Here is a 26,789-nt window from a genome sequence, read left to right as displayed (position 1 = left end):
AGCCTGTCTATGACTCTTAAGAGTATATTTCAGCGAGAATGTCATTTGCTCCCTGAGCCAACAAGTTATCAGCTAACTGGACTCCAAGAGATTTAGCATCCTCTTTGTGACCATGTATTTCACTTTGAATCATGGTTTTTCCGTCAGGGCTACCAACGAGACCTCTTAACCAAATAGTGTCGTCTGTGAGTGTCGCAAAACAAGCGATAGGAGCTTGGCAGCCACCGTTTAGGCGTTCGTTAACCGCACGTTCGGCAGTTACTCTGATTGCTGTCTCTTCATGTTGCAGAGGGGCTAGCATTTCAATTGTTTGTATATCATCTCTACGACACTCAATGCCCATAGCGCCTTGGCCGCCAGCGGGAAGACTCTGTTCAGCTGACATTCTTTGACGAATTCGGTCTTGCATTTCCAAGCGAAGAAGGCCGGCTGTGGCAAGAATAATAGCGTCGTATTCGCCATTATCTAACTTGCGCAAGCGAGTATTCACATTGCCTCTGAGGTCTTTGATGACAAGATCAGGACGGTTCATTCGTAACTGACAAGAGCGACGTAAGCTTGAAGTGCCAACCACGCTGCCTTTAGGAAGATCATCAATAGAGTTGAAGTGGTTTGATACAAAGGCGTCAGTAGGGTCTTCTCGTTCACAAATTACCGCTAAGCCTAAACCTTCAGGAAAGGCCATTGGCACGTCTTTCATTGAATGTACAGCAATGTCTGCTCGGCCATCCAATAGGGCGGTTTCCAATTCTTTGACAAACAAACCTTTACCGCCAATTTTTGATAAGGGCGAATCTAAAATCTGATCGCCTTTTGTTGTCATGCCTAGAAGTTCTACTTTTAGTTCAGGATAGAGTGCTTCCAATTGTGCTTTTACATTGTTTGCTTGCCACAGGGCAAGTTGACTTTCACGAGTGGCAATGACGATGGTGTCTTTCACGGTATCTCCCAAAATATTAATGCTCAGAAGGCAGTTTGGCATTCTTCTAGTGTGTATTACTTTCAATGATACTCGTTAAGCACAAAGTCGTCATCCTTGATGCTTTATAAGTCAGGGCGCTTAAGGTAATCTTGGCAGCTGATTGAATCTTGCGTAGGAACCTATTGAATGACTGATACAAATAAAACCACTAACCAACAATGGGGTGGTCGTTTTTCTGAGCCTGTTGATGCTTTTGTTGCTCGTTTTACTGCTTCTGTTGAATTTGACCAGCGTATGGCGAAACAAGATATTCAAGGCTCGATTGCCCACGGCAAAATGTTAGCAAGCGTCGGTGTGTTAACAGAAGAAGAGCGTGATCAGATTATTCAAGGTTTGACGGAAATCGAACAAGAAATTGCCAATGGGGAATTTGAATGGTCGATTGAGTTAGAAGACGTGCATATGAACATCGAAGCGCGCCTGACTCAAAAAATTGGTATTACAGGGAAAAAACTTCACACTGGACGTTCTCGTAATGACCAAGTGGCGACGGATATTCGCTTGTACATGCGTGATGAAGTGGATTTTCTTCTTGAAGAAGTGACTCGCCTTCAACAAGGTATTTTAAGCTTGGCTGAAAAAGAAGCCGACACCATTATGCCTGGTTTCACTCACTTGCAAACGGCACAGCCTGTGACCTTTGGTCATCATTTGATGGCTTGGTACGAAATGATGCAGCGTGATTATGAGCGTCTTGTGGATTGCCGTAAGCGCATTAATATTTTGCCTCTTGGTGCCGCTGCGCTTGCCGGAACCACTTACCCAATCGATCGTAATATGACGGCGGAATTGCTTGGTTTTGAGCGCCCAACTTACAACTCTTTGGATTCCGTAAGTGATCGTGATTTTGCCATTGAGTTTACCTCAACAGCATCGATCATCATGATGCACATGTCTCGTTGGGCAGAAGAAATGGTGATGTGGGCGTCTGCTCAATTTAACTTTATCTACTTGCCAGACCGTTTTTGCACAGGCTCTTCGATTATGCCGCAGAAGAAAAACCCAGATGTGCCTGAGTTAGTACGTGGTAAAACAGGTCGAGTTTATGGGCATTTGATGGGCTTGCTAACACTGATGAAATCTCAGTGCTTGGCTTACAATAAGGACAACCAAGAAGATAAAGAGCCTTTGTTTGATACGGTTGATACCCTAAAAGGGTCGTTGCGTGCGTTTGCCGATATGATTCCTGCTATCGAATCTCGTAAAGAACATATGTATGAAGCGGCTCGTCGTGGTTTTTCTACAGCAACGGATTTGGCGGATTACTTGGTTCGTCAAGGTGTGGCTTTCCGTGATGCACATGAAGTTGTTGGTAAAGCAGTTGGCTATGGCGTTAAAGAAGGCAAGGATTTGTCAGAAATGACATTGGAAGAATTACAGTCTTTTGGCGATATGATTAAAGCGGATGTGTTTGATGTATTGACCTTAGAAGGTTCTGTTGCCGCGCGTGATCATGTTGGTGGAACAGCGCCAGCGCAAGTCTTGAAAGCCGTTGAACGAGCGAAAGCGGAATTGGCTGCTCGTTTTGCTTAAAATATAAGCATTTTTCTCATGAAAAGCGGTGGATGGCGCTTTTTCTACTTAGGTGTTTCAGCCAAGTAGAAAAGGTTTCAGTCACCGCTTTTTAGTTGCTCAATCGAAAAAGGTGAGTCCGTCCCTAAAAAGACGCTAGGCGCAATGTTTAGCTCAAATAGAAAGGTTTTACTCTTTCCTGTGCATCCTGCAAAAACGACGGCCCACGGCTCATCACTGCCTACTGCAGGAATGCGCCAACACACACCATCTATGTTGACGTAACGTGCGCCATCTGGCCCAGTGGTGACTGGGTAATCTATTTTTTTGATTTGCCCTTTCAAATATTCTTGTTGAGCGACTTCTGATGCGGCTATTTTCTCTCTTAATTCTGGCGAAAAAACCTTATCCGCAGCATCGTGACTATTGCTTGAAGGTAAGTTGATTGAAGATAAATCCAGCAAGCTAGGTTTCGTAATTATCACATCATTATTTTCTATTTCATCGCTTCTCACTTCGCTGCTTTCTCTCTCACTGTTTAAGCGGTTATTTTCTGTTGAAAGGTCAAAAAAAGCTTCGTTGAATAATTCTGTACCGTTAAAGCTTTCTACGTCACTTGATGTGGTTTCTGTTATCTGAGATGGCGGCTCATCGCTAAATTCTTCACTTGTGTTTAAAGAGTCTGTCGCGGTCTCCTCATTTTTCAAAAGAGGTTCTTGCGTTGTATTGGGTAGTAGTTGTAGCTCAAAGCGAGAGTCGCTAGAGGTGACGTCTAGTGCTTTGAACCAATTAAACTGGGGCGATATGAGGAAAAATAGTATGTGCAGAAAGATCGCACAGAGAATAGCCACCACCCATGGAAGGATTTTTCTTTTCATTAAATTTCATAGACCCTTTGCGCTTTGGAAAAAGAATACGGTTAACAGGGTTCGCTGTAAGCGCTTAAATGGAACTGTACACCTTATATTGAGGTTAACAAATCCAAGTGCGCCTTTATTTATATTTTTCGTAAAGATTATCGATGTTATTGATTGGCTAGGGTTGGGAAACGAACTGGCCGCAAGGTATACTCTGTGAATCAAAAATAGAGAGAAAAGATGATGTTTAAGTTGTTTTCTGTATGTATGTTGGCTTTTTTTCTTGTAGCGTGCGGCAATAAAGGCGCTCTTTATTTGCCGAGTGACACTGTCAGTGAACAGCAAGCATCTTCTTTATAGCTGAGGATTCCCCTTTGGATTTTTTTAATTATTCTAATCAGACTCTGCAAGCAGAGAATGTTTCTTTATCTGACATTGCGAACCAATACGGTACGCCTTGTTACGTTTACTCGCGCGCGACATTAGAGCGCCATTATAACGCCTATGCGGAAGCGTTTGCTTCTCACCCAACTCTGATTTGTTATGCAGTAAAAGCTTGTTCAAATATTGCTATTTTGAACGTATTAGCAAGATTAGGTTCAGGGTTTGATATTGTTTCTGTCGGTGAATTGGAACGTGTTCTTAAGGCGGGCGGTGATCCTGCCAAAGTGATGTTTTCAGGTTTAGGTAAACAAGCTGGTGAAATGCGTCGCGCTTTAGAAGTGGGTATTCATTGCTTTAACGTCGAATCTGAAGCGGAATTGTATCGCCTTGATCAAGTGGCAGGTGAAATGGGTAAAAAAGCGCCAGTGTCATTGCGCGTGAATCCAGACGTAGACGCTAAAACGCATCCTTATATTTCTACCGGTTTGAAAGAAAACAAATTTGGTATCGATATTCAAGATGCCGTTCGCATTTATCAAATAGCGCACAAGTTGCCAAATTTAGATGTGATGGGCGTTGATTGTCATATCGGTTCGCAGTTGACTGAACTTAAGCCTTTCCTTGATACATTCGATCGTCTGATCGGCTTGGTTGATCAGTTAGCCGAAGTTGGTATTAAGATTAAACACCTTGATTTAGGTGGTGGTTTGGGCGTTCGTTATCGTGATGAAGTGCCACCATCGCCAGCCGATTACGCTGAGCTGTTGCTAGAAAAAGTAAAAGGCTTAGATGTTACTTTGGCGTTTGAACCAGGTCGCTCAATTGCTGCTAATGCGGGTGTTTTGTTGACTCAAGTTGAATTTTTGAAGTGCACTCCTCATAAAAACTTCGCGATCATAGACGGTGCGATGAACGATTTGATTCGCCCTTCTTTATACAGTGCTTGGATGGATATTGTGCCTGTGTCTTTGGTGCCAACGCCTGAAGGTAAGCGCAGTTACGATTTGGTTGGTCCTATTTGTGAAACAGGCGACTTCTTAGGCAAAGATCGCGAATTGGATATTCAGGCTGGCGATTTGTTGGCTGTGCGCTCTGCCGGTGCTTATGGCTTTACTATGTCTTCAAACTACAACAGTCGTAATCGTGCGGCAGAAGTGATGGTAGATGGTGATACTACTCACTTGATTCGTGCCCGTGAAACAATCGAACATCAGTTAGCTGGTGAACAAGTTCTACCAGACTGAGGAGCTTTTTGTGTTATTGAAGTTTACAAAAATGCATGGGCTTGGAAATGACTTTGTTGTTGTCGATGCGGTTTCGCGAAAAGTGTTTTTTAATAAGCAGCAAATTGAACGCTTAAGTGATCGTAACTTAGGAATTGGTTTTGATCAGCTTTTGGTTGTTGAGCCGCCATCGAATCCTGACATGGACTTTCGTTACCGTATTTACAACTCTGATGGCAGTGAAGTAGAGCATTGTGGCAATGGTGCTCGCTGTTTTGTTAAGTTCGTTCTTGATAGAGGGTTAACAAATAAACGTGTCATTGACGTTGAGACAAAACGCGGAGCGATTCAGCTACGAGTTATGGATGACGGTTTGGTTACAGTTGATATGGGCAGCCCAAGTTTTGAGCCAAAAGACTTACCTTTTACGGCAGACGCTTCTGAGTCACTGTACGAAATAAAAGCTGGAGAGAAAGATTACCTAATTACGCCTGTTTCGGTTGGTAATCCTCATGCTGTTATTAAAGTGGATGTGCTGGTGGATGAAGAGGTCGCGACAACAGGGCCTTTGCTTGAAAGTCATGAGCGTTTTCCGCAAAACGTTAATGTTGGTTTTATGCAGGTTGTTAGCCCAACTGAAATTAATTTACGTGTCTATGAACGTGGCGTTGGTGAAACGCAAGCCTGTGGAACGGGTGCATGTGCAGCGGTAGTTGCAGGTATCAAACAGGGCTGGTTGTCTCCTAGGGTTACTGTTCATGCCTTGGGTGGAGATCTACATATCGAGTGGCAGGGCGAAGGTCAGTCAATTTTTATGACAGGACCTGCTGTGAAAGTATTCGAAGGCCAAATTTATCTATAGAGGTTGTATGAGCGAAGAGGAAGTAATTCAGTATTTGTTGAGTACGCCAGATTTCTTTGTTCGAAATTCTGATGTATTAGAAAGCTTAACGCTTCCTCATCCTGTTAGCGGTAATGTCGTTTCTTTGCTTGAGTATCAAGTGAGTGTGTTACAGAAGTCGACAGCTGGCTATCGAAGCCAATTTGAACGACTTGTCGATGTTGCACGAGAAAATGAATCGACCATGCAGAAGAGTCGTCGGCTTATATTGGCTGGCTTGAACTGCGAATCGTTAGACGACTTTTCTATGGTAGTGGGGGACATGGTTAGAGATGATTTCCAAGTTCCTTATCATTCCCTTATTTTATTTGGTGATGTTACAGATAGTGCTGTCAGAACTCATAACCTTGTTAATGAAGATTCTGACTTGTCTCATACTTCAGGGTTCACTGAATGTTTCTGTGGTATCTTGCCTGCGAATGAAATGAGCTATTTCTTTTCAGACGATGCAGACCAAATTCACTCCGTGGCTGTATTGCCTCTTCTTTCTCGCTCAGGCGGTGAAGTGAAAAAATGTGGTGTTCTCGTTTTGGGTGATAAAACGCCTACGGCTTTTAGCAAAGATAAAGGGAGTTTGTTTCTTCAATATCTTGCTGATTTATTGAGTGCCATTCTACTAAGGTTGTTGAAATGAGTGTTTTGATTACATTTGATTTAGATAATACCTTGTGGGATGTGGCGCCAGTTATCACAAGAGCAGAATATGCAATGGAATCTTGGTTTGAGGAGCGCTTTCCGGGCTATAGTCAGCAGTTTCCATTTTCTGTTCAGGAAAGCATCAAGCAACGAATTATCGATGAAGCCTCAGAAATTGCTTTTAATCTGACTGAATTACGCTTGAGAGTGTATAAAACGTCGTTAAGAAAGTTCGGCTTACCAACAGAAGAAGCGGATTTAATGGCGAAAGCGGCATTGGCGCATTTTTGTGAGTGGCGCCAAAGAGTAGATCTTTTTCCTCATGTTATGGATGTTCTGGAAGAGTTAAGTCAGGAATATGATTTAGCGGTTATCACAAACGGAAATGCTGATGTTTTCCACCCTTATGTTGGTTTAGGGCAATATTTTCAATTTGCCATTCGCGCTGATCAAGTTGGAGCTGCAAAGCCCAGCGCCGATGTTTTTTCTATGGCTGCTAAGAAAGCAGGATTGGACTTCTCTCAAATTATCCACGTTGGAGATCATCCAGTTGACGATGTTTTAGGGGCGACAAATGTTGGAGCGAAAAGTATTTGGTTTAACCGTCATGGGGCAAGGCGGTGGGCGGATGAGTGGGGAGCTAGATCCAATGCTGAAGTGCACTCGTTATTAGAGTTGCCTTCGGCTATTTCCTCTCTGGCACTATAGGCTTTGTCTATTATTTCAATTGAAAGATATAGATTCTTACCCTAAGTATTTAGTGGTACACTAACCCCATTAATTAGTACAAACAGATTTTAAGGGAAACTTAATTATGAGTGAAAACACAATTCAAATCACCGACGCACAATTTGCGGAAGAAGTATTGAATTCAGATATTCCAGTAGTTGTTGATTTTTGGGCTCCTTGGTGTGGTCCATGTAAAATGATTGCTCCAGTTTTGGAAGACGTTGCAGCAGAATACGCTGGTAAAGTTAAAGTAGTTAAACTTAACGTTGATGAAAACCAAGAAACGGCACCTAAATACAATGTTCGCGGTATTCCTACATTGCTTGTTGTTAAAGGCGGTGAAGTTGTTGCAACGAAAGTTGGCGCTGTATCTAAGTCTCAGTTGGTTGAGTTCGTAAATAACGCTATCTAAGAAGAGGTGTTAAGAATTTTTAAAAAAGGCAGCTAATAAGCTGCCTTTTTTGTTTTATCTATTTTTGATTGATGCGAGTTTTTGGGCGAAAGCTGGTGAGTGAGAACTTTCTAATGTCGCCACAACTTGTTTGGCGTAAGGCAAGAAGGCTTGTAGGTCGCTTTTTGGCATTGGCTCATCGTTGGGTAGTTTCACTGTTACAGGGTTTTTGTGAACACCATTGATGCGAAATTCGTAATGTAGGTGAGGTCCAGTTGCCCAGCCCGTTTGTCCTACATAAGCGATTATTTTTCCTTGAGATACTTTGGTGCCTCGTTTTGTGCCTTTAGCGAACCCTTTCAGGTGCGCATAAAGTGTTTGGTAGCCTTTACCATGATCAATAATAACCACGTTTCCATAACCATTTTGTTTTCCTGCAAAGGAGATTTTTCCGTCACCTGCTGCCTTTACTGGCGTTCCGCTTGCTGCTGCGTAATCAACGCCTCGGTGAGGTCGGCTTGTCTTGAAAATAGGGTGTAGTCGGTTTGGGTTAAATTTAGATGAAATCCGAGTGAAATCCACAGGGGTTCGAATAAAGGCCTTGCGCATAGCTAAACCGTCTGGTGTGTAATAGCTTGAACCTCTGGATGTTGTGTAACGAATTGCTTGAAAAGTGCGTCCATTATTAATGAATTGGGCCGCTATGATATTGCCGTGGCCAATTTTTTCACCATCTAGAAATTTTTCTTCATACAGAACGCTAAGGCTGTCACCCTTACGAATATCAAGGGCAAAGTCGATATCCCAGCCAAAGATGTTAGCAAGTTCAATGAGCAGAGATTGCTCTATTCCAGACGCTAATCCATCAACAAAAAGAGAGTTGTTAATCTCAGCTTCTTTGTAGGTCTTTATGATGTCGGGCTCTCGAGAAACCTCTGTTCGATCAAAAGTGTTTTCGTTGCGCTTAAAAGTTACCTTATCTAAACGATTTAGCACAAGAGTAAGCTGGGTTAATTCTCCAGTTTTTTCATTGGTGGTAAAGCTAAGCTCCTGTCCAGGTAGCATTCGTAATAAGGTTTTTTGCTCTTTATCAGCAATAGAAACTTTGTAGATATCTTGAGCGGAAATTCCCTCTTGAGATAAAAGCTTTGATAAAGAGTCGCCTGAAGAAACAGTAATAGTTTGCTCTTTATAAGTTGGGGGGCTGTTCTTTTTTATCAATGCTTCTGGTGTTGGGGCACTGTATGCCGTATCGATACTGTCTTGATCGGATGTGTGAGCAGTAATATATGTTGGCTGTTGTAGGTCGTTAAATACGAGATCAGATTGGTGAACTTGCTCAAGATTAGCTTCAAGAGAAATTACTTTGTTCTGAGAAGGCTGCTCTTCTGGAATGACGATTAAAAGTATGGCGAGAAGTGTACAGACAACAGCAATAAGAATTAAATGTTTTGTAGGTAGTAATTTGATCAAAATAGGTATCCAAAAAATCTTTAAGAAAGCCTTATCATCCTATCAAGATTGCTTTTATAATTGAATGCTTAACTCACGTAAACTCACTAGGAAATGGATCAAAATAATGACGGTAAGCAGTAAAGACCTTATAAATGACTTGCAGGCTCGCGGACTTATTGCCCAAATGACGGCAGAAGAGGAGCTAAAAAAACATCTTGAAGATGAAAGTCGTACACTTTATTGCGGTTTTGATCCAACAGCAGACAGTTTGCACCTTGGTCACCTTGTTCCTTTGCTTGTATTAAAACGATTTCAGGACGCTGGACATAAGCCAATTGCATTAGTTGGTGGCGCAACGGGATTGATTGGTGATCCAAGTTTTAAAGCAACAGAGCGACAATTAAATACATCAGATGTTGTAGCTAGTTGGGCTGAAAAAATTCGAGGTCAAGTAAGTCAATTTGTGAAATTTGATGACGTGCCAAATCCAGCAAAAGTTGTTAATAACTTAGATTGGGCTGGCGAAATGAGTATGCTGGATTTCTTGCGGGAAATTGGTAAGCACTTCTCAGTAAATGCAATGATAAATAAAGAGTCTGTACAGCAGCGCCTTAACCGTGAAGGGGCTGGTATTTCCTTTACTGAATTCTCTTACGCTTTGTTGCAGGGTATGGATTTTGCTGAACTTAACCGGACTTATGATTGTACTATTCAAGTGGGCGGTAGTGATCAGTGGGGGAACATTGTTGGTGGTATCGACTTGTCTCGCCGTCAGAATCAAGCTCAAACATTTGGCCTAACCGTTCCATTAGTGACAAAGTCAGATGGTACGAAATTTGGTAAAACAGAATCTGGTGCTGTGTGGTTGGATTCAGCTAAAACCAGTCAGTATGCTTTTTATCAGTTCTGGATGAACACAGCAGACGCTGATGTTTATAAGTTTTTGAAATTCTTTACCTTTTTAAGCCTTGAAGAAATTGATGCTATTGAAAAGGCTGATCAAGAAAGTGCTGGTAAGCCAGAAGCTCAATCTATCCTTGCCCGCGAAGCAACTAAATTAGTGCATGGTGAAGAAGGGTTGCAAGCAGCAGAGCGTATTACAAAAGCCTTGTTTAGTGGCCAAGCGGATGACTTGAGTGAGCAAGACTTAGAGCAGATTCAATTGGATGGTTTACCAAGTAGCTCTTTACAAGGGATTGATTTGATGGCAACGCCGCTAACATCTCTTTTGGCCGATGCTGGTTTGGCTGCAAGTGGCAAACAAGTTAAAGATGCATTGCAACGTAATTCTGTTGTGGTAAACGGTCTGGCTCAAGGGATTGATAACAACATGGATGCTGCTGCAATTTTTTCAGCAGAAAAGGGTTACTACAACAAGTATTTCTTAGTGAAACTGGGTAAGAAAAAACACCACTTATTTGTTCTTTAAATGAGTGGTTTATCTATTTAGTAAAAAGGCGCTTATGCGCCTTTTTTTATATGCAGATAAAAATATTAAAAAACTTTTAAAAAGTACTTGCGCTAAAAAAATCAGAATGTATTATACCCACCCACTGACACAGTCGCTGAAGCAAATTTGATTTTGCAGCTTGGTTTTCTAAGTAGGCCGACATGTAAGTCAAACGCTCTTTAAAATAGATAATCAGATAATTTGTGTGGGCGCTCGCTGGAGACTTCAGAAGATTGGCTACTGACTTTTAGTTAGTAAGTTGATCAAAAAAATTGAAGTCTTACGAGACGTCAAACACGTCAATTCGCTTTATAAGTAAATTGTTGGTGTTTCGATACTTGAGTAAGCAAACTTTTTAACTGAAGAGTTTGATCATGGCTCAGATTGAACGCTGGCGGCAGGCTTAACACATGCAAGTCGAGCGGAAACGATGATAGCTTGCTATCAGGCGTCGAGCGGCGGACGGGTGAGTAACGCGTAGGAATCTGCCTAGTAGAGGGGGACAACATGTGGAAACGCATGCTAATACCGCATACGCCCTACGGGGGAAAGGAGGGGACTTTTCGGAGCCTTCCGCTATTAGATGAGCCTGCGTGAGATTAGCTAGTTGGTGGGGTAAAGGCTCACCAAGGCGACGATCTCTAACTGGTCTGAGAGGATGACCAGTCACACTGGGACTGAGACACGGCCCAGACTCCTACGGGAGGCAGCAGTGGGGAATATTGGACAATGGGCGCAAGCCTGATCCAGCCATGCCGCGTGTGTGAAGAAGGCCTTAGGGTTGTAAAGCACTTTCAGGAGTGAGGAAGGGCATTTGGTTAATACCCAAATGTTTTGACGTTAGCTCCAGAAGAAGCACCGGCTAACTCTGTGCCAGCAGCCGCGGTAATACAGAGGGTGCAAGCGTTAATCGGAATTACTGGGCGTAAAGCGCGCGTAGGTGGTTTGTTAAGTCTGATGTGAAATCCCAGGGCTCAACCTTGGAATGGCACCGGATACTGGCAGGCTAGAGTACGGTAGAGGAGTGTGGAATTTCCTGTGTAGCGGTGAAATGCGTAGATATAGGAAGGAACATCAGTGGCGAAGGCGACACTCTGGACTGATACTGACACTGAGGTGCGAAAGCGTGGGGAGCAAACAGGATTAGATACCCTGGTAGTCCACGCCGTAAACGATGTCTACTAGCCGTTGGGTTGTAATGACTTAGTGGCGCAGCTAACGCAATAAGTAGACCGCCTGGGGAGTACGGCCGCAAGGTTAAAACTCAAATGAATTGACGGGGGCCCGCACAAGCGGTGGAGCATGTGGTTTAATTCGAAGCAACGCGAAGAACCTTACCTACTCTTGACATCCATAGAACTTAGCAGAGATGCTTTGGTGCCTTCGGGAACTATGAGACAGGTGCTGCATGGCTGTCGTCAGCTCGTGTTGTGAAATGTTGGGTTAAGTCCCGTAACGAGCGCAACCCTTATCCTTACTTGCTAGCAGGTTATGCTGAGAACTTTAAGGAGACTGCCGGTGACAAACCGGAGGAAGGTGGGGACGACGTCAAGTCATCATGGCCCTTACGAGTAGGGCTACACACGTGCTACAATGGCGTATACAAAGGGCTGCGAGCTAGCGATAGTGAGCGAATCCCATAAAGTACGTCGTAGTCCGGATTGGAGTCTGCAACTCGACTCCATGAAGTCGGAATCGCTAGTAATCGTAGATCAGAATGCTACGGTGAATACGTTCCCGGGCCTTGTACACACCGCCCGTCACACCATGGGAGTTGATTGCTCCAGAAGTAGCTAGCTTAACCTTCGGGATGGCGGTTACCACGGAGTGGTCAATGACTGGGGTGAAGTCGTAACAAGGTAGCCCTAGGGGAACCTGGGGCTGGATCACCTCCTTAAACGATAGAAGCTCTGGTGAGCGTTCACACAAATTATCTGATGTATATCTACTTTATAAGACGCACAGAAAGTGTTTGGGTCTGTAGCTCAGTTGGTTAGAGCGCACCCCTGATAAGGGTGAGGTCGGCCGTTCAAATCGGCCCAGACCCACCAAATACTAGACAGTGAATAATGGGGCTATAGCTCAGCTGGGAGAGCGCCTGCTTTGCACGCAGGAGGTCTGCGGTTCGATCCCGCATAGCTCCACCATTTACTAACTTCTTCTGTGTTTAAGATTAGCGAGAGTTCTAAGCAAGACACTAAACAGAATCGATTCAAAGCGTGCTTTGAATGTGTTCTGACTTTTTAGTCTCTGACTTAGTGCTTTGCACTAAACTTGCTCTTTAACAATTCAAATTTTGAAATAACGATGAATCAAGCGTTAAACCGGTGGAAGTTCACTTTAACCTAGTGACTTCTATTATCGTAAATCCTAAGAGGAACAAAAGCTCTTAGGTATGTGATCCGAAACTATTTTGGGTTATATGGTCAAGTGACCAAGCGTGCACGGTGGATGCCTTGGCAGTCAGAGGCGATGAAGGACGTGGTAATCTGCGATAAGGTTCGGGGAGTTGATAAACAAACTTTGATCCGAACATTTCCGAATGGGGAAACCCACCCGCTTGCGGGTATCGTTAAGTGAATACATAGCTTAACGAGGCGAACCCGGGGAACTGAAACATCTAAGTACCCGGAGGAAAAGAAATCAACCGAGATTCCCTAAGTAGCGGCGAGCGAAAGGGGATTAGCCCTTAAGTTGATTTGGTGTTAGTAGAAGACTCTGGAAAGGGTCGCCATAGTGGGTGATAGCCCCGTATACGAAAACGCCATTTCAATGAAAACGAGTAGGACGGGACACGTGTTATCCTGTCTGAATATGGGGGGACCATCCTCCAAGGCTAAATACTCCTGACTGACCGATAGTGAACCAGTACCGTGAGGGAAAGGCGAAAAGAACCCCTGTGAGGGGAGTGAAATAGATCCTGAAACCGTGTACGTACAAGCAGTGGGAGCGGACTTGTTCCGTGACTGCGTACCTTTTGTATAATGGGTCAACGACTTATTTTCAGTAGCAAGGTTAAGCGATTAGCGGAGCCGTAGGGAAACCGAGTCTTAATAGGGCGTTTAGTTGCTGGGAATAGACCCGAAACCGGGCGATCTATCCATGAGCAGGTTGAAGGTTGGGTAACACTAACTGGAGGACCGAACCCACGTACGTTGAAAAGTCCGGGGATGACTTGTGGATAGGAGTGAAAGGCTAATCAAGCTCGGAGATAGCTGGTTCTCCTCGAAAGCTATTTAGGTAGCGCCTCGTATCTCACCATTGGGGGTAGAGCACTGTTTGGGCTAGGGGGTCATCCCGACTTACCAACCCCATGCAAACTCCGAATACCAATGAGTGCAATTACGGGAGACACACGGCGGGTGCTAACGTCCGTCGTGGAAAGGGAAACAACCCAGACCGTCAGCTAAGGTCCCAAAGTTACAGTTAAGTGGGAAACGATGTGGGAAGGCTTAGACAGCTAGGAGGTTGGCTTAGAAGCAGCCATCCTTTAAAGAAAGCGTAATAGCTCACTAGTCGAGTCGGCCTGCGCGGAAGATATAACGGGGCTAAACTGTACACCGAAGCTACGGATGCGTATTTATACGCATGGTAGAGGAGCGTTCTGTAAGCCGTTGAAGGTCAAGCTGTAAGGCAGGCTGGAGGTATCAGAAGTGCGAATGTTGACATGAGTAACGATAAGGGGAGTGAAAAACTCCCCCGCCGGAAGACCAAGGTTTCCTGTCCCATGTTAATCAGGGCAGGGTGAGTCGGCCCCTAAGGCGAGGCAGAAATGCGTAGTCGATGGGAAACAGGTTAATATTCCTGTACTCGTACATATTGCGATGGAGAGACGGAGAAGGCTAGGCCAGCACAGCGATGGTTGTCTGTGTTTAAGGCGGTAGGTTTGGGACTTAGGCAAATCCGGGTCCCTTTAAGACCGAGAACTGACGACGAGCCCTCTTTTGGGCGAAGTGGTTGATGCCATGCTTCCAGGAAAAACTTCTAAGCTTCAGATATGATCGAACCGTACCCCAAACCGACACAGGTGGTCAGGTAGAGAATACCAAGGCGCTTGAGAGAACTCGGGTGAAGGAACTAGGCAAAATGGTACCGTAACTTCGGGAGAAGGTACGCCGGTTAGTGTGAAGGACTTGCTCCGTAAGCATTGATCGGTCGAAGATACCAGGTGGCTGCGACTGTTTATTAAAAACACAGCACTCTGCAAACACGAAAGTGGACGTATAGGGTGTGACGCCTGCCCGGTGCTTGAAGGTTAATTGATGGGGTTAGCTTCGGCGAAGCTCTTGATCGAAGCCCAAGTAAACGGCGGCCGTAACTATAACGGTCCTAAGGTAGCGAAATTCCTTGTCGGGTAAGTTCCGACCTGCACGAATGGCGTAACGATGGCCACACTGTCTCCACCCGAGACTCAGTGAAATTGAAATCGCAGTGAAGATGCTGTGTATCCGCGGCTAGACGGAAAGACCCCGTGAACCTTTACTATAGCTTCACAGTGAACTTTGAACCTACTTGTGTAGGATAGGTGGGAGGCTTTGAAGATAGGACGCCAGTTCTATTGGAGCCAATCTTGAAATACCACCCTGGTATGTTTGAGGTTCTAACTCAGGTCCATTATCTGGATCGAGGACACTGTGTGGTGGGTAGTTTGACTGGGGCGGTCTCCTCCCAAAGAGTAACGGAGGAGCACGAAGGTGTGCTCAGCATGGTCGGAAATCATGCATAGAGTGTAAAGGCAAAAGCACGCTTAACTGCGAGACAGACACGTCGAGCAGGTACGAAAGTAGGTCTTAGTGATCCGGTGGTTCTGTATGGAAGGGCCATCGCTCAACGGATAAAAGGTACTCCGGGGATAACAGGCTGATACCGCCCAAGAGTTCACATCGACGGCGGTGTTTGGCACCTCGATGTCGGCTCATCACATCCTGGGGCTGAAGCCGGTCCCAAGGGTATGGCTGTTCGCCATTTAAAGTGGTACGCGAGCTGGGTTTAGAACGTCGTGAGACAGTTCGGTCCCTATCTGCCGTGGACGTTTGAGATTTGAGAGGAGCTGCTCCTAGTACGAGAGGACCGGAGTGGACGAACCTCTGGTGTTCCGGTTGTCACGCCAGTGGCATTGCCGGGTAGCTATGTTCGGACGGGATAACCGCTGAAAGCATCTAAGCGGGAAGCCTCCCTCAAGATAAGATCTCACTGGGACATAAGTCCCCTAAAGAGCCGTTCGAGACTAGGACGTTGATAGGTTGGGTGTGTAAGTGCTGTGAGGCATTGAGCTAACCAATACTAATTGCTCGTGAGGCTTGACCATATAACACCAAAGTGGTTTTTGGATGAGAAAGCTCATCAAAGATTACAGAGACACATTACGATAAAGTACTGAAATTGTTCCTGACAATTTTCAGCATTTCCTCCATCCATGGAGGTCGCTGGTTTAACCTTGATACACGTTATTTCAAAATGAATTGTTAAAGATCCAAGCAACGTATTCGCGTGAAAACGCAGCCGAATTGCTTGACGATCATAGAGGCGTTGAACCACCTGATCCCATCCCGAACTCAGAAGTGAAAAGCGCCATCGCCGATGGTAGTGTGGGAGATCCCATGTGAGAGTAGGTCGTCGTCAAGCTTATAATACTAAGAGCCCCACATAGCCAACGCTGTGTGGGGTTTTTTATTGCAGATATGCATGTGAGAGCAGTAAGTCGACAAGCTTATAATTAAGAAAGCCCTGATAGCTAAGCTGTCGGGGCTTTTTTTCGTCTGTAGGAAATGGAAGGTCTGATAGGGAACAGAGATGGGAACAGATTAGATTAGAAACAAGAGCGTCTTAGTGGTCATTTACTTGCGCCTGTTTCGTACCTCAATGCGTCTGTGTAAATGACTACCAAGACACTCAACTACCACGCTGCCTTGTGATTCGATGCGTCTGTGTAAATGGTAACTAAGGCGCTCTATTGCCTTGCTTATCTCATGCCTTGTTTGATGCGTTAGTGTAAATGTTTAGAGTCTGTATTAAGTTGGCTCTCTTCTATAGAAAATTAATTCACAAGAAAAAGTTGAATTTTTTCTTGCACAATATATTCACTGTTTGATAGTGTTATTTACAGACAGGGGGCAATGGATTGCCCAAGCCTCCAAGGTGGAGGCCCTGTCTCCTTTTCATGATGATTCAGAGCTGCATGGATGCAGCAGAAAATCCTTCTCTATTTTATTATTCCTCAGTTTTATTTTTTATGATCTAGCGAGCATTTTTATAGTCTCTAATCTTAAGAGACATGTAGCTATTATTTGCTATAAAAGGCTTTTTTTATTCTTTTATAGCAAATGAATGAAAAATTGTTCAAAACTTGATTGACCCAGTGACTGAAAGCGGACTACAATCAATTTCGTTTAAAAGAGTTGGCAATATTTATGTCCAGAGTTGCGAATACTACGCTATGTATGTTCGGTCCTGTTAAGTCATAAGTAATACCGAGTTTTTTTAGCACTATAACGTATGATGATTTACATCTGCGTATAAATTAACTTAACCTACAGGATAAACAGACATGTCTGACGTAGTAACTGGTACAGTAAAATTTTTCAACGAAACTAAAGGTTTCGGTTTCATCACTCAGGATTCAGGTCCTGATGTTTTTGTTCATTTCTCTGCAATCAACACTTCTGGTTTCAAAACTTTGGCTGAAGGCCAAAAAGTTGAATTCCAAGTAGCTCAAGGTAAAAAAGGCCCTGAAGCTCAAAACGTTACACCTTTATAAGGTAACGTTGCTGAGATTTTTCTCAGCGGTGTGAATGCTAAAAAAGCGACTTTTAAGTCGCTTTTTTTGTTTTTGTACTTGATAGATATATGCAATAGAGAAGACTTCAATATTCTCTAAATTTTTTGATTGTAGAAAATTCTATTAATTAGGAGAAAGTAATGGCGGCCAAATCATTGCAGGAACAGCTGTTAGGAGCTGGTCTTATTGATAAAAAAAAGGCAAAAAAGATAAAAACTGAGCAGATGCAACATAAGCAAAAGGTGAAAAATGGCAAGGCTGCACCAATAGATGAGAGCGCGCGTTTAGAAGAATTGAAGCGCCAGCGTGAAGAAAAGGCCGAGAGAGATCGCGCTCTTAATTTAGAGCAGCAAAAAGTAGCTCAGAAAAAGGCTATTCAAGGTCAGATCCGTCAGATGATAGAACAGAATCGAATCCGTAAAGAAGAAGGCGATATTGCTTATCATTTTACTGACGACAAAGTAGTCAAGCAGATTTATATTAGCCAGGTTATGCATGATGATTTGAGTCGTGGTCGCCTTGCTATTGTGAAACTTGATCAAGCTTATGAATTAGTAGCTGAACCAGTCGCAGCTAAAATCAAAGAACGGGACGAAGCTTATGTTCTCGTTTGTAATAACCGACTTGATGACGCTGTTGATGAGGATGACCCATATGCGGACTTTAAGATTCCTGATGATCTAATGTGGTGATATGCTCTTAGTGAAAGTGGGTCTTTTATACTCATTTTCACTGTTTAGTTCTCCTTTCATTTCCGTTTTCACCTCCTTTGTTCCAAGTTCAAGTATGCAATTTACACTTTGATTGCAAATGAGCTGGTTTTTTCTCCTTACCTTTTTCTAAGTTTTGCACATTAACGCCTTATTCATTTTCAACCTATTGAAAAATAAGGTTTATTTTCTCCATTATTCAGCTTAAAAATCTTGATATTCCTTTTTCTTTAGTTTTTTTCAAAAATAAAGAACCCTAAAAGATAAGACTGTGCAAGTAAGTTTTACACCGTTGTTAATTATCTTGAAATGTTTAGATTATTGTCCTGTTACTTGCACGTATCGTGCATTTTTACGAAGAAAAAGAAATTGCATCTATAAAAAGGAAACGAGAATGAAAAAATCGATTATTGCTCTTGCTGTGTCTAGCGCAGCATTGACTTCTGTTTCTGCTATCGCAGCAGAAGGCTCAACATTTGATGTTTACGGTAATATTCAGTATGCAATCACTGATACTGAAGGTACTGGTGACTTTGCTGACAATGGCTCGACTTTGGGTGTACAAGGTGAGACTAAAATCAATGATGATTTGACTGGTTTCTTCAAATACGAACTAGAGTTTGATGCTGATGAAGATAATGAAACTGATGAAGCGAAACTTGACCAAGCATTTGTTGGTTTAAAAGGTAACTTTGGTACAGTAAAAGCAGGTTCTTTCGACAGTATTTATAATGATGCAATTCAAGATTCTGTAGATCAATTTGAATTTATTGGTTTTACAGGAGCTGATACTACAGAAGAAGGCGATACGATTGCTTACTTCTCTCCGTCTTTTAATGGCTTAGAACTGCAACTTTCTTCACAAGTTAATACGGCAGAAGGTGCTGGAAATGCGACAACTGCTGTTGCTAAGTACAGTGTTGATGCGCTTACTTTTGCTGCTGGTTATGACTCACTTTCTGATGATGCGGAAGAAACAATTGGTTTCTCTATCGGTTACCAAGTAACGCCAGCACTTTCTGTTTCTGCGAAACTAGAAAGCAACGATGATCAAGATATTACAGGTTTGTCTACTCGTTATGGTTACGGTGCAGGTGATCTTTATGCTTCAGCTCAAGTTGTTTCTGAAGATGGTTCTGATGATTACAACGAATATGCTGCAGGCGTTAGCTACAGCCTTGCTTCAAACATGTATGTTTATGGCGAAGTAGGTCAGCTTGGTGACACTGAAGACACTACGACAGCTGTAGGTGTTTACTACGGTTTCTAAGATCATTAATTAAATGATTTTATTTACTCTAAGGCTCCGGTTATAAGGAGCCTTATGTTAAGTAGGATCATTCAAGGTTCCATATTTCTTCTCTTGTAGGCAGATTGTTGGAATTCTTTTGGCATCAAATGGCAACATTTGGTGCCTTTTTTATTTTGTTTCCAACCCTCAAATTGCTTTATAGCTAAGCTGCTATAATGTCTAATTATTGCTCTTATTTTAACTGTTTGATGTATTGGAAAAATTTATGAGGCACTTTGTCTATCTTGCCCTAAACACTTTGTTGTTAACTGGGTGTGTTTCTTCACAAGAAGGAACTATTAATAGAACACTTGACTCCTTCCGAGGAGAGTCTGCCTGCTATGACAGGGAAACTGAGCCTTATACTCCTGTTGTAGATACACACCTGCATTATCGACCTTTCGATGGCAAAGCCATTCCTTTTGACGAGATGAATGAATATTTGTCTCGAACCAGTGTCCGTTTCGTCAACATTTACGGTATCGGGCAAATGTTACCAGCCCAGTCTTCTTGTTCTAATTATTCAAAATGCCCTGGTGTCCCTGTTTTACCAACGACACGAAGCGATTTTGTCAATGCAGAGAATATGATTGCCTCAGCTCCTGATGACCTGCATTTGACGTTATCAATGACCTTTACTGATTTATCAAACCCTGAGTCGACTATGGCTTTGATGGCATTGTATGAAAAAGAATACCCAGGTTTGTTTCATTGGATGGGAGAGGTCAATCTAGTTAAACAAGCTCAGTTTAATAATCACCATGTTCCTGCTAGTCCTCAAAATATTGAACAATGGTCTGACTTCATGACAGAACTCAGAGCAAGAAATTATCCGATTACGATTCATTCAGATATCGGTAACGACGCTCATCCAACCTATTATTTGCATCTAATGGAAAAAGCCTTAGCACGCTATCCTGATAATAAAATTGTTTGGGCGCACATGGGAGTCTCCTATGAGCAAACTAGGTTAGATGCCCGCGAGCATATTTCCATTTTGTCTCGTTTACTGGATCAATACCCTAATTTGATGTTGGATATTTCGTGGAGAATATTGGACGACTACTACTTTAGCCGACCTGGTAATCAGCCATTGTACGTTGATTTTATGAACCAATATTCGGAGCGAATTCTTCCTGGTTCAGATTTTGTCGCTTTTCGAAATAATTCCTATGAGGTGTATCAAGAAGAGCTGAATGTTACGAGTAGGATACATCAGTACCTTAATGATGATGCATTTCGTAACATTGCATTGGGAGCAAACTATTTTAAATTGCTAAATCTGGACTATCAGGCGCCAGCGGTTTGTTTATAAGGTATCCTGCAGTTATGGATATTAAATTAAACAACGTTTTAGAACCTGAAGTTGCTTGCTCCAACTGCCAAGCCTCCTGTTGCCGGATGGAAGTTATGATCATCAGTGACACTGGTGTTCCTGAAAAGCATATTTCTGTTGATGAGTGGGGCGGAGAAACCATGCTGAGACTAGATGATGGTTGGTGCTCTGCTGTGGATCGAGAAACTTATTTTTGTACAATTTATGAGAATCGCCCTTGGATTTGTCGAGAATTTGAAATGGGTTCTTATGAATGTCGAGATGAATTTAAGAAGGTATGATGCAAGCGGCAACGATTGGCTTTAATACAGAGTACTCTGAAGATGCGCCAAGCCTTGAAGAAATTCATGGCTTATCAGGCTTAACTTTATTGGAGTTTGGTGCACCTTGGTGTGGTCATTGTCAGGCTGCTCGTAATGCCATGCAAGAAGCCATCGACGAACATTCTGGCTTGGTGCATATCAAGATATTCGATGGAAAGGGGAAAAGGCTAGGACGGCAGTTCGCTGTAAAGCTTTGGCCTACTTTGATTTTATTGCGTGATGGTAAAGAGGTTGAGCGTATTGTACGTTTCACATCAGCAGAGGAAGTCCGTCGATTATTATTACTTTCATGATCCTATCTAACAATAAGGCTGGAGAGTTATGTTGAATTTGGCCTCTTTCTTGGCCTTAGTGAGTTTCGCTGTGCTTTATGTTGCACCTGTGGCCGCCAGCGTAAAAACAGAGTTCTCTTATCAATCCTTGTTTTATCAAGAACTTGAAAATACTCCGCATGTTGTCCCTTCAGAAGAACGCATTAACTCTTTAAGTAAAATATTTTTAGGTGTGCCTTATGTTGGCGGTGGTTTAGGGGAAGGCGAGCAAGGGAAGTACGATAAAGATCCTTTGGTTCGGTTTGATGAGTTCGACTGTACAACGTATGTGGAAACTATTTTAGCGGGCGTCATGTCGAGCTCTGAGAATGGCTTCATGCCCAGCTTACTGAGTTTTCGCTACAAAGATAGTAATGTCACTTTTATCTCTCGCAATCACTTTCCAAGTTTGGATTGGATCCCAAACAACCAAGATAAATTAAAAGATATTACCCAGTTAGTGGCACAAGAATCGTTAATGACTGCAGAAGCCTTCATTGATAAAGCCTCTTGGTATCAGAAAATGGAGAAGAAAAACCTTTATTGTGACAAGGATTTATCTGCCCAGTGTGATGGCTTATTAGACCAACTTCATGATGAAGGTGATGCGTTTTTGCCAGAAGTCGCTAGCCTTGATTATGTTCCATTAACCGCACTTTATTTGCCATCATCAGACAAGTCCGATGATGCTAGCTTTATAGTCGATCAATCTATTTTAGACCGGATTCCCTCTGGTAGCGTGATTAGCATGGTACGACCAAATTGGGAGCTTAAACAGTGGATTGGCACAAATATGAATGTTTCCCATCAAGGGTTTGCAATACGCAAAGAGGGTCAATTGTTACTTCGTCACGCCAGCGTGCTTCATAAAAAAGTGATTGATGAAGATTTTGTTGATTACTTTTCTCGATATACCAGCACATCGTCTCTAAAAGGTTTTAATGTACAAGTGTTAAGAAATTGATATTAAAAGAATTTTTAAAGCCTCTCTCTTGATAAATAAGGCTTTTAAAAAGCGCTTTTTATGCTTATAAGCAGTGTTTTTGCTCTCTTCTAAAAGTATAAAAAATATACATTGTGTCTGCTCAACTTCCTTCTATAATGCGCTCATATTTGGGCTAGGCCCTTTCTTTTAGAGTGAGAAGTAAATGAATGATATGTTGAGTATTGGCTTATTAATTATTGCTGGTGCCTTATTTGCTATGTCTGAAATTGGTATGGCGGCAGCAAGGAAAATTAAGCTTCGGGTACTGGCCGAAGAGGGAGACTTAAAAGCTCAAGCTGTTATTAATCTTCAACAAAAGCCTGGGGCCTTTTTTGCGATGATACAAATTGCATTAAATGCCATTGCAATCTTGGGCGGTATCATTGGTGAGCAAGCGCTTACACCTTATATTAAAGATGCTGTTAGCTTTTTTTATACTGGGCCTTTGTTAGCTCAAATTAGTTTCACACTGTCGTTTTTGGCGCTGACGTCGTTGTTTATTTTATTTGCGGACTTACTACCAAAACGTCTTGCGATGATTATGCCGGAAGCTGTAGCGATTCGTATGGTAACGCCAATGCTTTGGGTAACGTTTTTGTTAACGCCAGTGGTGTTCTTATTTAATGGCATCACCAATATTATTTTACGTTTATTCAATGTACCGATTGAGCGGCAAGAAGTGGTGACGACTGAAGACATTGTTGCCATGATGGACGCTGGTGCTGAAGATGGCAGTTTACAGAAACAGGAATATCAGCTGATCGGAAATGTGTTTGAGTTAGAAACTCGTAATATTTCTAGCACTATGACGCCACGAGATCAGATTATCTACTTCGATATTGATGACAGCAGTGAAGTGATCAGTCAGAAGATCATTGATCATCCTCATAATGACTTCTTAGTTTGTAATGGCAGTTTAGATAAAATTGAAGGCATTATCGAATCAAAAGAAATTCTGCGATTGGTTTTAAAAGGTGAGCCTGCACAGATTAAAGCAGAGAAAGTAGACAAAGATGTTTTCTATTTACCAGAAACATTGACGCTTTCAGAAGCGTTAAATGCCTTTCGTGTGGCGCCTCAGGCTTTCGCTGTGATCGTGAATGAGTATGCAACCATTGTTGGTATTGTGACAGTCAAAGACTTGTTAGCTGGCTTCATGGGAGGTTTGCTAACACCTGAAGATGAAGAGCAAATCGTTCAGAGAGATAAAGATTCATGGTTGATTGAAGGTTTAACGCCGATCAGCGATGTTATGCGCAGCTTAGACATTGAAGATTTTCCAGATCGCACTCAATATGAAACCCTTGGTGGTTTCATGACATACAGCTTGAAACGTTTGCCGAAGCGGACAGACTCTTATATCTACGAAGGATATAAGTTCGAGGTGCTTGACCTTGAAGGGGTTCGAGTTGAACAGCTATTGGTGACTCGTTTAAAGTAAAGGCACCTTAAGTCGGAAAGTGAACACGATTAAACGCAGAATAATGACAGGATGCTTAATATGAAATTAGTCATTGGAACTTTATCCACTTGGTCATTAAGAGCTTGGATGTGTGGCCAGCTGGCTAAAATAGAGTGTGAAATACACGCAATTGACTTGTCTAAAGATAGCTACAAGGAGGAAGTGCTGAAATATTCTCCTACAGGCTTGGTTCCCGCTTTAGTCGTAAAGGATTTGGTTATTCATGACTCTTTGGCAATTACAGAATATTTTAATGAAGAGTCCAATGGTGCCTTGTATCCAGAAAGCTCATTGGAAAGAGCATTGGCAAGAAGTCTTTGTATGGAAATGCATTCTGGCTTTATGAACTTGAGAAGCCTGTGTCCGTTCTCGTTAGAAGCGGTGTCACCATTAATGGATAGAAATGAGGGCATTCAAAAAGAGCTGGATAGACTCGCTGTTATTTTTCAACAAGCCAGATTGCCTTTTATGTTCGATAACGCCGGTGCTGTGGACGCTTTTTATGCCATTCTTGCATATCGATTACACTCCTATGGTGTTGAATTTAACGGAACGGCTGGAGAATATCAGGAGAGTTTGTTGAAATGGCCTTTATTAGAAAAAGCCATTCAGTTCTCGAATAGTTTATAACGCAGGGATCAGATGACTTATTTTTCAAAGATGATAAATGAGTCACTGATGTCTGGTTTTAAATACTCTTTTTATCCCTCGACTTTATCGCTTTAACTCTCTATATTCGCACCCCTTTGTGTTTATCTTTTGTACGCTTGCTTAAGCCGCATTGATAAACCGCTTTTCTCATTACTTACTCTCAGGACTTTCTTTTGATTTCCACAGCTAATATCACCATGCAATTTGGCGCAACGCCATTATTCGAAAATATCTCTGCTAAATTTGGTAACGGCAATCGCTACGGTTTGATTGGCGCGAATGGCTGTGGCAAGTCGACTTTCATGAAAATTCTGAGTGGTGCTTTAGTGCCGACATCAGGCAATGTCTCCATTACACCAGGTGAAAAAGTCGGAACCTTGAGCCAAGATCAATTCGCTTTTGAGGAATACTCTGTCGTTGATGCTGTGATTATGGGCGATGTAGAGCTTTGGAAAGTGAAGCAAGAGCGTGATGCGATTTATGCTAAGCCAGAAATGAGCGAAGAAGACGGCATGCGAGCGGGTGAATTAGAAGCCGAGTTTGCGGAGATGGACGGCTACAGTGCCGAAAGTCGCGCTGGCGATATCTTGCTTGAAGCGGGCATCGAAGAAGAATATCACTTTGGTTTAATGAGCCAAGTAGCGCCGGGTTGGAAATTGCGTGTGTTATTGGCACAGGCTTTGTTTGCTAACCCTGATATATTATTGCTGGATGAGCCAACCAACAACTTGGACATTCACACAATCAACTGGCTAGCGGGTGTATTGAACCAACGTAAGTGCACCATGATCATTATTTCCCATGACCGTCACTTCTTAAACACAGTATGTACTCACATGGCGGACATCGATTTTGGCGAATTGAGAATTTACCCAGGTAACTATGAGTATTTCATGGAAGCTTCTTCGTTAATTCGTGAGCAATTACTCACAGAAAATGCGAAGAAAAGTGCTGAAATGGATGACTTACAGGCCTTTGTAAACCGCTTTTCTGCCAATGCATCAAAAGCCAAGCAAGCCAGCTCTCGTGCGAAGAAGCTAGAAAAAATTGAACTATCAGAAGTAAAACAATCGAGTCGAATGACGCCGTCGTTAAATTTCAAGCAAGATAAAAAGCTGCATCGCCAAGCCTTGATATTAGAAGATCTGGGGCATGGCTTTGAAGATGAAATGTTGTTTACGGGCGGCAGTATGATTCTTGATGCGGGGGCGCGATTAGCGATTATCGGCGAAAACGGTGCGGGTAAGACTACCTTCCTTCGTTGCTTGATGGATGAATTGAAAGCCAAACAAGGTGAGATCAAATGGGCGGAAAATGCGGTGATAGGTTATTGCCCACAGGACAGCACAGAAGATTTTGATTGTGACTTAACCTTGTTTGATTGGATGTCTAAATGGCGCACTGCGAAACATGATGACTTGAAAGTTCGTGCCATGTTAGGCCGTTTATTATTTACAGCAGATGACTTCAACAAGAAAGTGCGTGTCTGCTCTGGTGGTGAAAAAAACCGCTTATTATTCGGTAAGCTTATGATGATGGACTTGAACGTCCTGATTATGGATGAGCCAACTAACCATATGGACATGGAAGCCATCGAAGCCTTGAATAATGCGTTAATGGATTTTGATGGTACGTTGATATTTGTCAGCCATGACCGAGCCTTTGTCTCTTCTTTGGCGAACCGTGTGATTGAAATCAAAGATAACAAGGTTATTGATTTCCAAGGGACTTATGATGAGTATCTAACGCATATTGCTTAAGGCCTTCATCGAAACATTTTAATGATGCAAAAGATCACACCCAATGCCGCTTTTAGAAGCGGCATTTTTGTTGGTGCTTACAAGTATTTTGGCTTCTTGAGTGATTAATTTAGGTGAGCAGTAAGTATTTTTCAGCGGACAAAGGACAGTATTGCTCTGCAAATATAAAATGTTATATCATAACATTTTATAAGGAGTATCCAATGCGCAAAAATATACACCCAAATTACCGAACGGTTGCCTTCCATGACACTCAAATTGACACTTATTTCTTTATTGGGTCTACCGTTGAAACACAGCAAACGATTGTGCGAGATGGGACAGAATACCCTTACATGGCGATTGACGTCTCTAGCTCGTCTCACCCTTTCTATACAGGTGAACAGAGAACGCACGGCACAGAAGGCCGTATTGCACAGTTCAAACGTCGTTACCGCAAGAGCAAATAAAGGAAGATTGTCATGAAAATTCTCAGCTCTTTAAAAAGTGCTAAACATCGTCATAAAGATTGTAAGGTCGTAAAAAGAAGAGGGCGTCTGTTTGTTATTTGCAAATCAAACCCTCGTTTCAAAGCTTCTCAAGGCGTTAAAAGTAAACGCTAAGAGATGAGACAATCACTGGAAAAAAGCAGCCAGCTAATATATTAGCTGGCTGCTTTTTTA

General features: G+C 42.7%; 23 protein-coding genes, 2 tRNA genes and 3 rRNA genes. 25 read left to right on the top strand and 3 right to left on the bottom strand.

Features of this window, described 5'->3' with window-relative positions; genetic code table 11:
• Window positions 1–16 precede the first annotated feature (16 nt).
• The gene (gene hemC, locus AC0L46_RS05045) at window positions 17–940 is read right to left on the bottom strand and encodes a hydroxymethylbilane synthase (RefSeq protein ID WP_473506252.1); all 924 of its coding nucleotides are present in this window, start codon (window positions 938–940) and stop codon (window positions 17–19) included.
• A 168-nt stretch (window positions 941–1,108) separates the two neighbouring features.
• Here hemC and argH point away from each other — a divergent pair, with 168 nt between their 5' ends.
• Window positions 1,109–2,515, top strand: coding sequence for an argininosuccinate lyase (gene argH, locus AC0L46_RS05040; RefSeq protein WP_473506250.1), 1,407 nt, complete (start codon window positions 1,109–1,111; stop codon window positions 2,513–2,515).
• Window positions 2,516–2,592: 77 nt separating this feature from the next.
• Here argH and AC0L46_RS05035 read toward each other — a convergent pair whose 3' ends face one another.
• Window positions 2,593–3,201, bottom strand: a complete 609-nt coding sequence (locus AC0L46_RS05035; protein ID WP_473506248.1) for a hypothetical protein — start codon at window positions 3,199–3,201, stop codon at window positions 2,593–2,595.
• Window positions 3,202–3,591: 390 nt separating this feature from the next.
• Between AC0L46_RS05035 and lptM the strand changes: the two genes are divergently transcribed.
• From lptM to trxA, 6 genes are all read left to right on the top strand, one after another.
• A complete protein-coding gene (lptM, locus tag AC0L46_RS05030) occupies window positions 3,592–3,711 on the top strand; it encodes an LPS translocon maturation chaperone LptM (protein WP_473497217.1) in 120 nt (39 codons plus the stop codon).
• Between the two features lie 14 nt (window positions 3,712–3,725).
• Complete coding sequence (gene lysA / locus AC0L46_RS05025) at window positions 3,726–4,979, top strand: diaminopimelate decarboxylase (RefSeq protein WP_414682710.1); 1,254 nt, start codon at window positions 3,726–3,728, stop codon at window positions 4,977–4,979.
• 10 nt (window positions 4,980–4,989) lie between these two features.
• Entirely contained in the window at window positions 4,990–5,820 is an 831-nt protein-coding gene (gene dapF, locus AC0L46_RS05020) for a diaminopimelate epimerase (protein WP_473506246.1), read from the top strand.
• A gap of 7 nt (window positions 5,821–5,827) precedes the next feature.
• Window positions 5,828–6,493 (top strand): DUF484 family protein, encoded by a 666-nt coding sequence (locus AC0L46_RS05015; protein ID WP_473506244.1) that lies wholly within the window; start codon window positions 5,828–5,830, stop codon window positions 6,491–6,493.
• Window positions 6,490–7,203 (top strand): HAD-IA family hydrolase, encoded by a 714-nt coding sequence (locus AC0L46_RS05010; protein ID WP_473506242.1) that lies wholly within the window; start codon window positions 6,490–6,492, stop codon window positions 7,201–7,203. Before AC0L46_RS05015 ends, AC0L46_RS05010 begins: the two co-directional genes overlap by 4 nt.
• Before the next feature lie 106 nt (window positions 7,204–7,309).
• A complete protein-coding gene (gene trxA, locus AC0L46_RS05005) occupies window positions 7,310–7,636 on the top strand; it encodes a thioredoxin TrxA (RefSeq protein WP_473506240.1) in 327 nt (108 codons plus the stop codon).
• A 54-nt stretch (window positions 7,637–7,690) separates the two neighbouring features.
• Here the strand turns inward: trxA and AC0L46_RS05000 are convergent, their stop codons facing one another.
• Window positions 7,691–9,088: a peptidoglycan DD-metalloendopeptidase family protein gene (locus AC0L46_RS05000; protein ID WP_473506238.1), complete on the bottom strand. Its 1,398-nt coding sequence runs from the start codon at window positions 9,086–9,088 to the stop codon at window positions 7,691–7,693.
• 106 nt (window positions 9,089–9,194) lie between these two features.
• Here AC0L46_RS05000 and tyrS point away from each other — a divergent pair, with 106 nt between their 5' ends.
• The 18 genes from tyrS (at window position 9,195) to ykgO (ending at window position 26,729) form a co-directional block, all read left to right on the top strand.
• A complete protein-coding gene (tyrS, locus tag AC0L46_RS04995) occupies window positions 9,195–10,499 on the top strand; it encodes a tyrosine--tRNA ligase (RefSeq protein WP_473506236.1) in 1,305 nt (434 codons plus the stop codon).
• A 377-nt stretch (window positions 10,500–10,876) separates the two neighbouring features.
• Window positions 10,877–12,417 (top strand): 16S ribosomal RNA (locus AC0L46_RS04990).
• 77 nt (window positions 12,418–12,494) lie between these two features.
• Window positions 12,495–12,571, top strand: a tRNA-Ile gene (locus AC0L46_RS04985).
• Between the two features lie 20 nt (window positions 12,572–12,591).
• Window positions 12,592–12,667, top strand: a tRNA-Ala gene (locus AC0L46_RS04980).
• Window positions 12,668–12,944: 277 nt separating this feature from the next.
• Window positions 12,945–15,828: ribosomal RNA gene (locus AC0L46_RS04975) — 23S ribosomal RNA — on the top strand.
• A gap of 202 nt (window positions 15,829–16,030) precedes the next feature.
• Window positions 16,031–16,145 (top strand): 5S ribosomal RNA (gene rrf, locus AC0L46_RS04970).
• Together the 16S, 23S and 5S rRNA genes with 2 tRNA genes alongside form the textbook arrangement of a ribosomal RNA operon.
• Before the next feature lie 922 nt (window positions 16,146–17,067).
• The gene (locus tag AC0L46_RS04965; RefSeq protein ID WP_024024079.1) at window positions 17,068–17,277 is read left to right on the top strand and encodes a cold-shock protein; all 210 of its coding nucleotides are present in this window, start codon (window positions 17,068–17,070) and stop codon (window positions 17,275–17,277) included.
• 161 nt (window positions 17,278–17,438) lie between these two features.
• Window positions 17,439–17,990 carry a DUF2058 domain-containing protein gene (locus tag AC0L46_RS04960; RefSeq protein WP_473506234.1) on the top strand — a complete coding sequence of 184 codons (552 nt, stop codon included), beginning with the start codon at window positions 17,439–17,441 and terminating at the stop codon, window positions 17,988–17,990.
• 412 nt (window positions 17,991–18,402) lie between these two features.
• The gene (locus AC0L46_RS04955) at window positions 18,403–19,278 is read left to right on the top strand and encodes a porin (protein WP_473506232.1); all 876 of its coding nucleotides are present in this window, start codon (window positions 18,403–18,405) and stop codon (window positions 19,276–19,278) included.
• Window positions 19,279–19,525: 247 nt separating this feature from the next.
• On the top strand, window positions 19,526–20,614 hold the full coding sequence (locus AC0L46_RS04950) for an amidohydrolase family protein (protein ID WP_473506230.1): 1,089 nt from the start codon (window positions 19,526–19,528) through the stop codon (window positions 20,612–20,614).
• Between the two features lie 14 nt (window positions 20,615–20,628).
• Window positions 20,629–20,916: a YkgJ family cysteine cluster protein gene (locus AC0L46_RS04945; protein ID WP_473506228.1), complete on the top strand. Its 288-nt coding sequence runs from the start codon at window positions 20,629–20,631 to the stop codon at window positions 20,914–20,916.
• Window positions 20,913–21,251, top strand: coding sequence for a thioredoxin family protein (locus AC0L46_RS04940; protein WP_473506226.1), 339 nt, complete (start codon window positions 20,913–20,915; stop codon window positions 21,249–21,251). The genes AC0L46_RS04945 and AC0L46_RS04940 overlap by 4 nt, the downstream gene beginning before the upstream one ends.
• Window positions 21,252–21,279: 28 nt before the next feature.
• Window positions 21,280–22,233, top strand: a complete 954-nt coding sequence (locus tag AC0L46_RS04935) for an N-acetylmuramoyl-L-alanine amidase-like domain-containing protein (RefSeq protein WP_473506224.1) — start codon at window positions 21,280–21,282, stop codon at window positions 22,231–22,233.
• 184 nt (window positions 22,234–22,417) lie between these two features.
• Window positions 22,418–23,695: a polyamine export protein PaeA gene (paeA, locus tag AC0L46_RS04930; RefSeq protein ID WP_414682551.1), complete on the top strand. Its 1,278-nt coding sequence runs from the start codon at window positions 22,418–22,420 to the stop codon at window positions 23,693–23,695.
• A 60-nt stretch (window positions 23,696–23,755) separates the two neighbouring features.
• Complete coding sequence (locus tag AC0L46_RS04925; protein WP_473506222.1) at window positions 23,756–24,346, top strand: glutathione S-transferase; 591 nt, start codon at window positions 23,756–23,758, stop codon at window positions 24,344–24,346.
• A 194-nt stretch (window positions 24,347–24,540) separates the two neighbouring features.
• Window positions 24,541–26,127, top strand: coding sequence for an ABC-F family ATPase (locus AC0L46_RS04920; RefSeq protein ID WP_473506220.1), 1,587 nt, complete (start codon window positions 24,541–24,543; stop codon window positions 26,125–26,127).
• Between the two features lie 203 nt (window positions 26,128–26,330).
• Window positions 26,331–26,576, top strand: a complete 246-nt coding sequence (locus AC0L46_RS04915) for a type B 50S ribosomal protein L31 (RefSeq protein WP_317002938.1) — start codon at window positions 26,331–26,333, stop codon at window positions 26,574–26,576.
• A gap of 12 nt (window positions 26,577–26,588) precedes the next feature.
• Window positions 26,589–26,729, top strand: a complete 141-nt coding sequence (ykgO, locus tag AC0L46_RS04910; RefSeq protein ID WP_317002939.1) for a type B 50S ribosomal protein L36 — start codon at window positions 26,589–26,591, stop codon at window positions 26,727–26,729.
• Window positions 26,730–26,789 lie beyond the last annotated feature (60 nt).

The organism is Marinomonas sp. 15G6-16 (assembly GCF_055809555.1).
The sequence above is the reverse complement of the archived record's forward strand: the minus strand, read 5'-3'. Positions and strand labels throughout refer to the sequence as shown.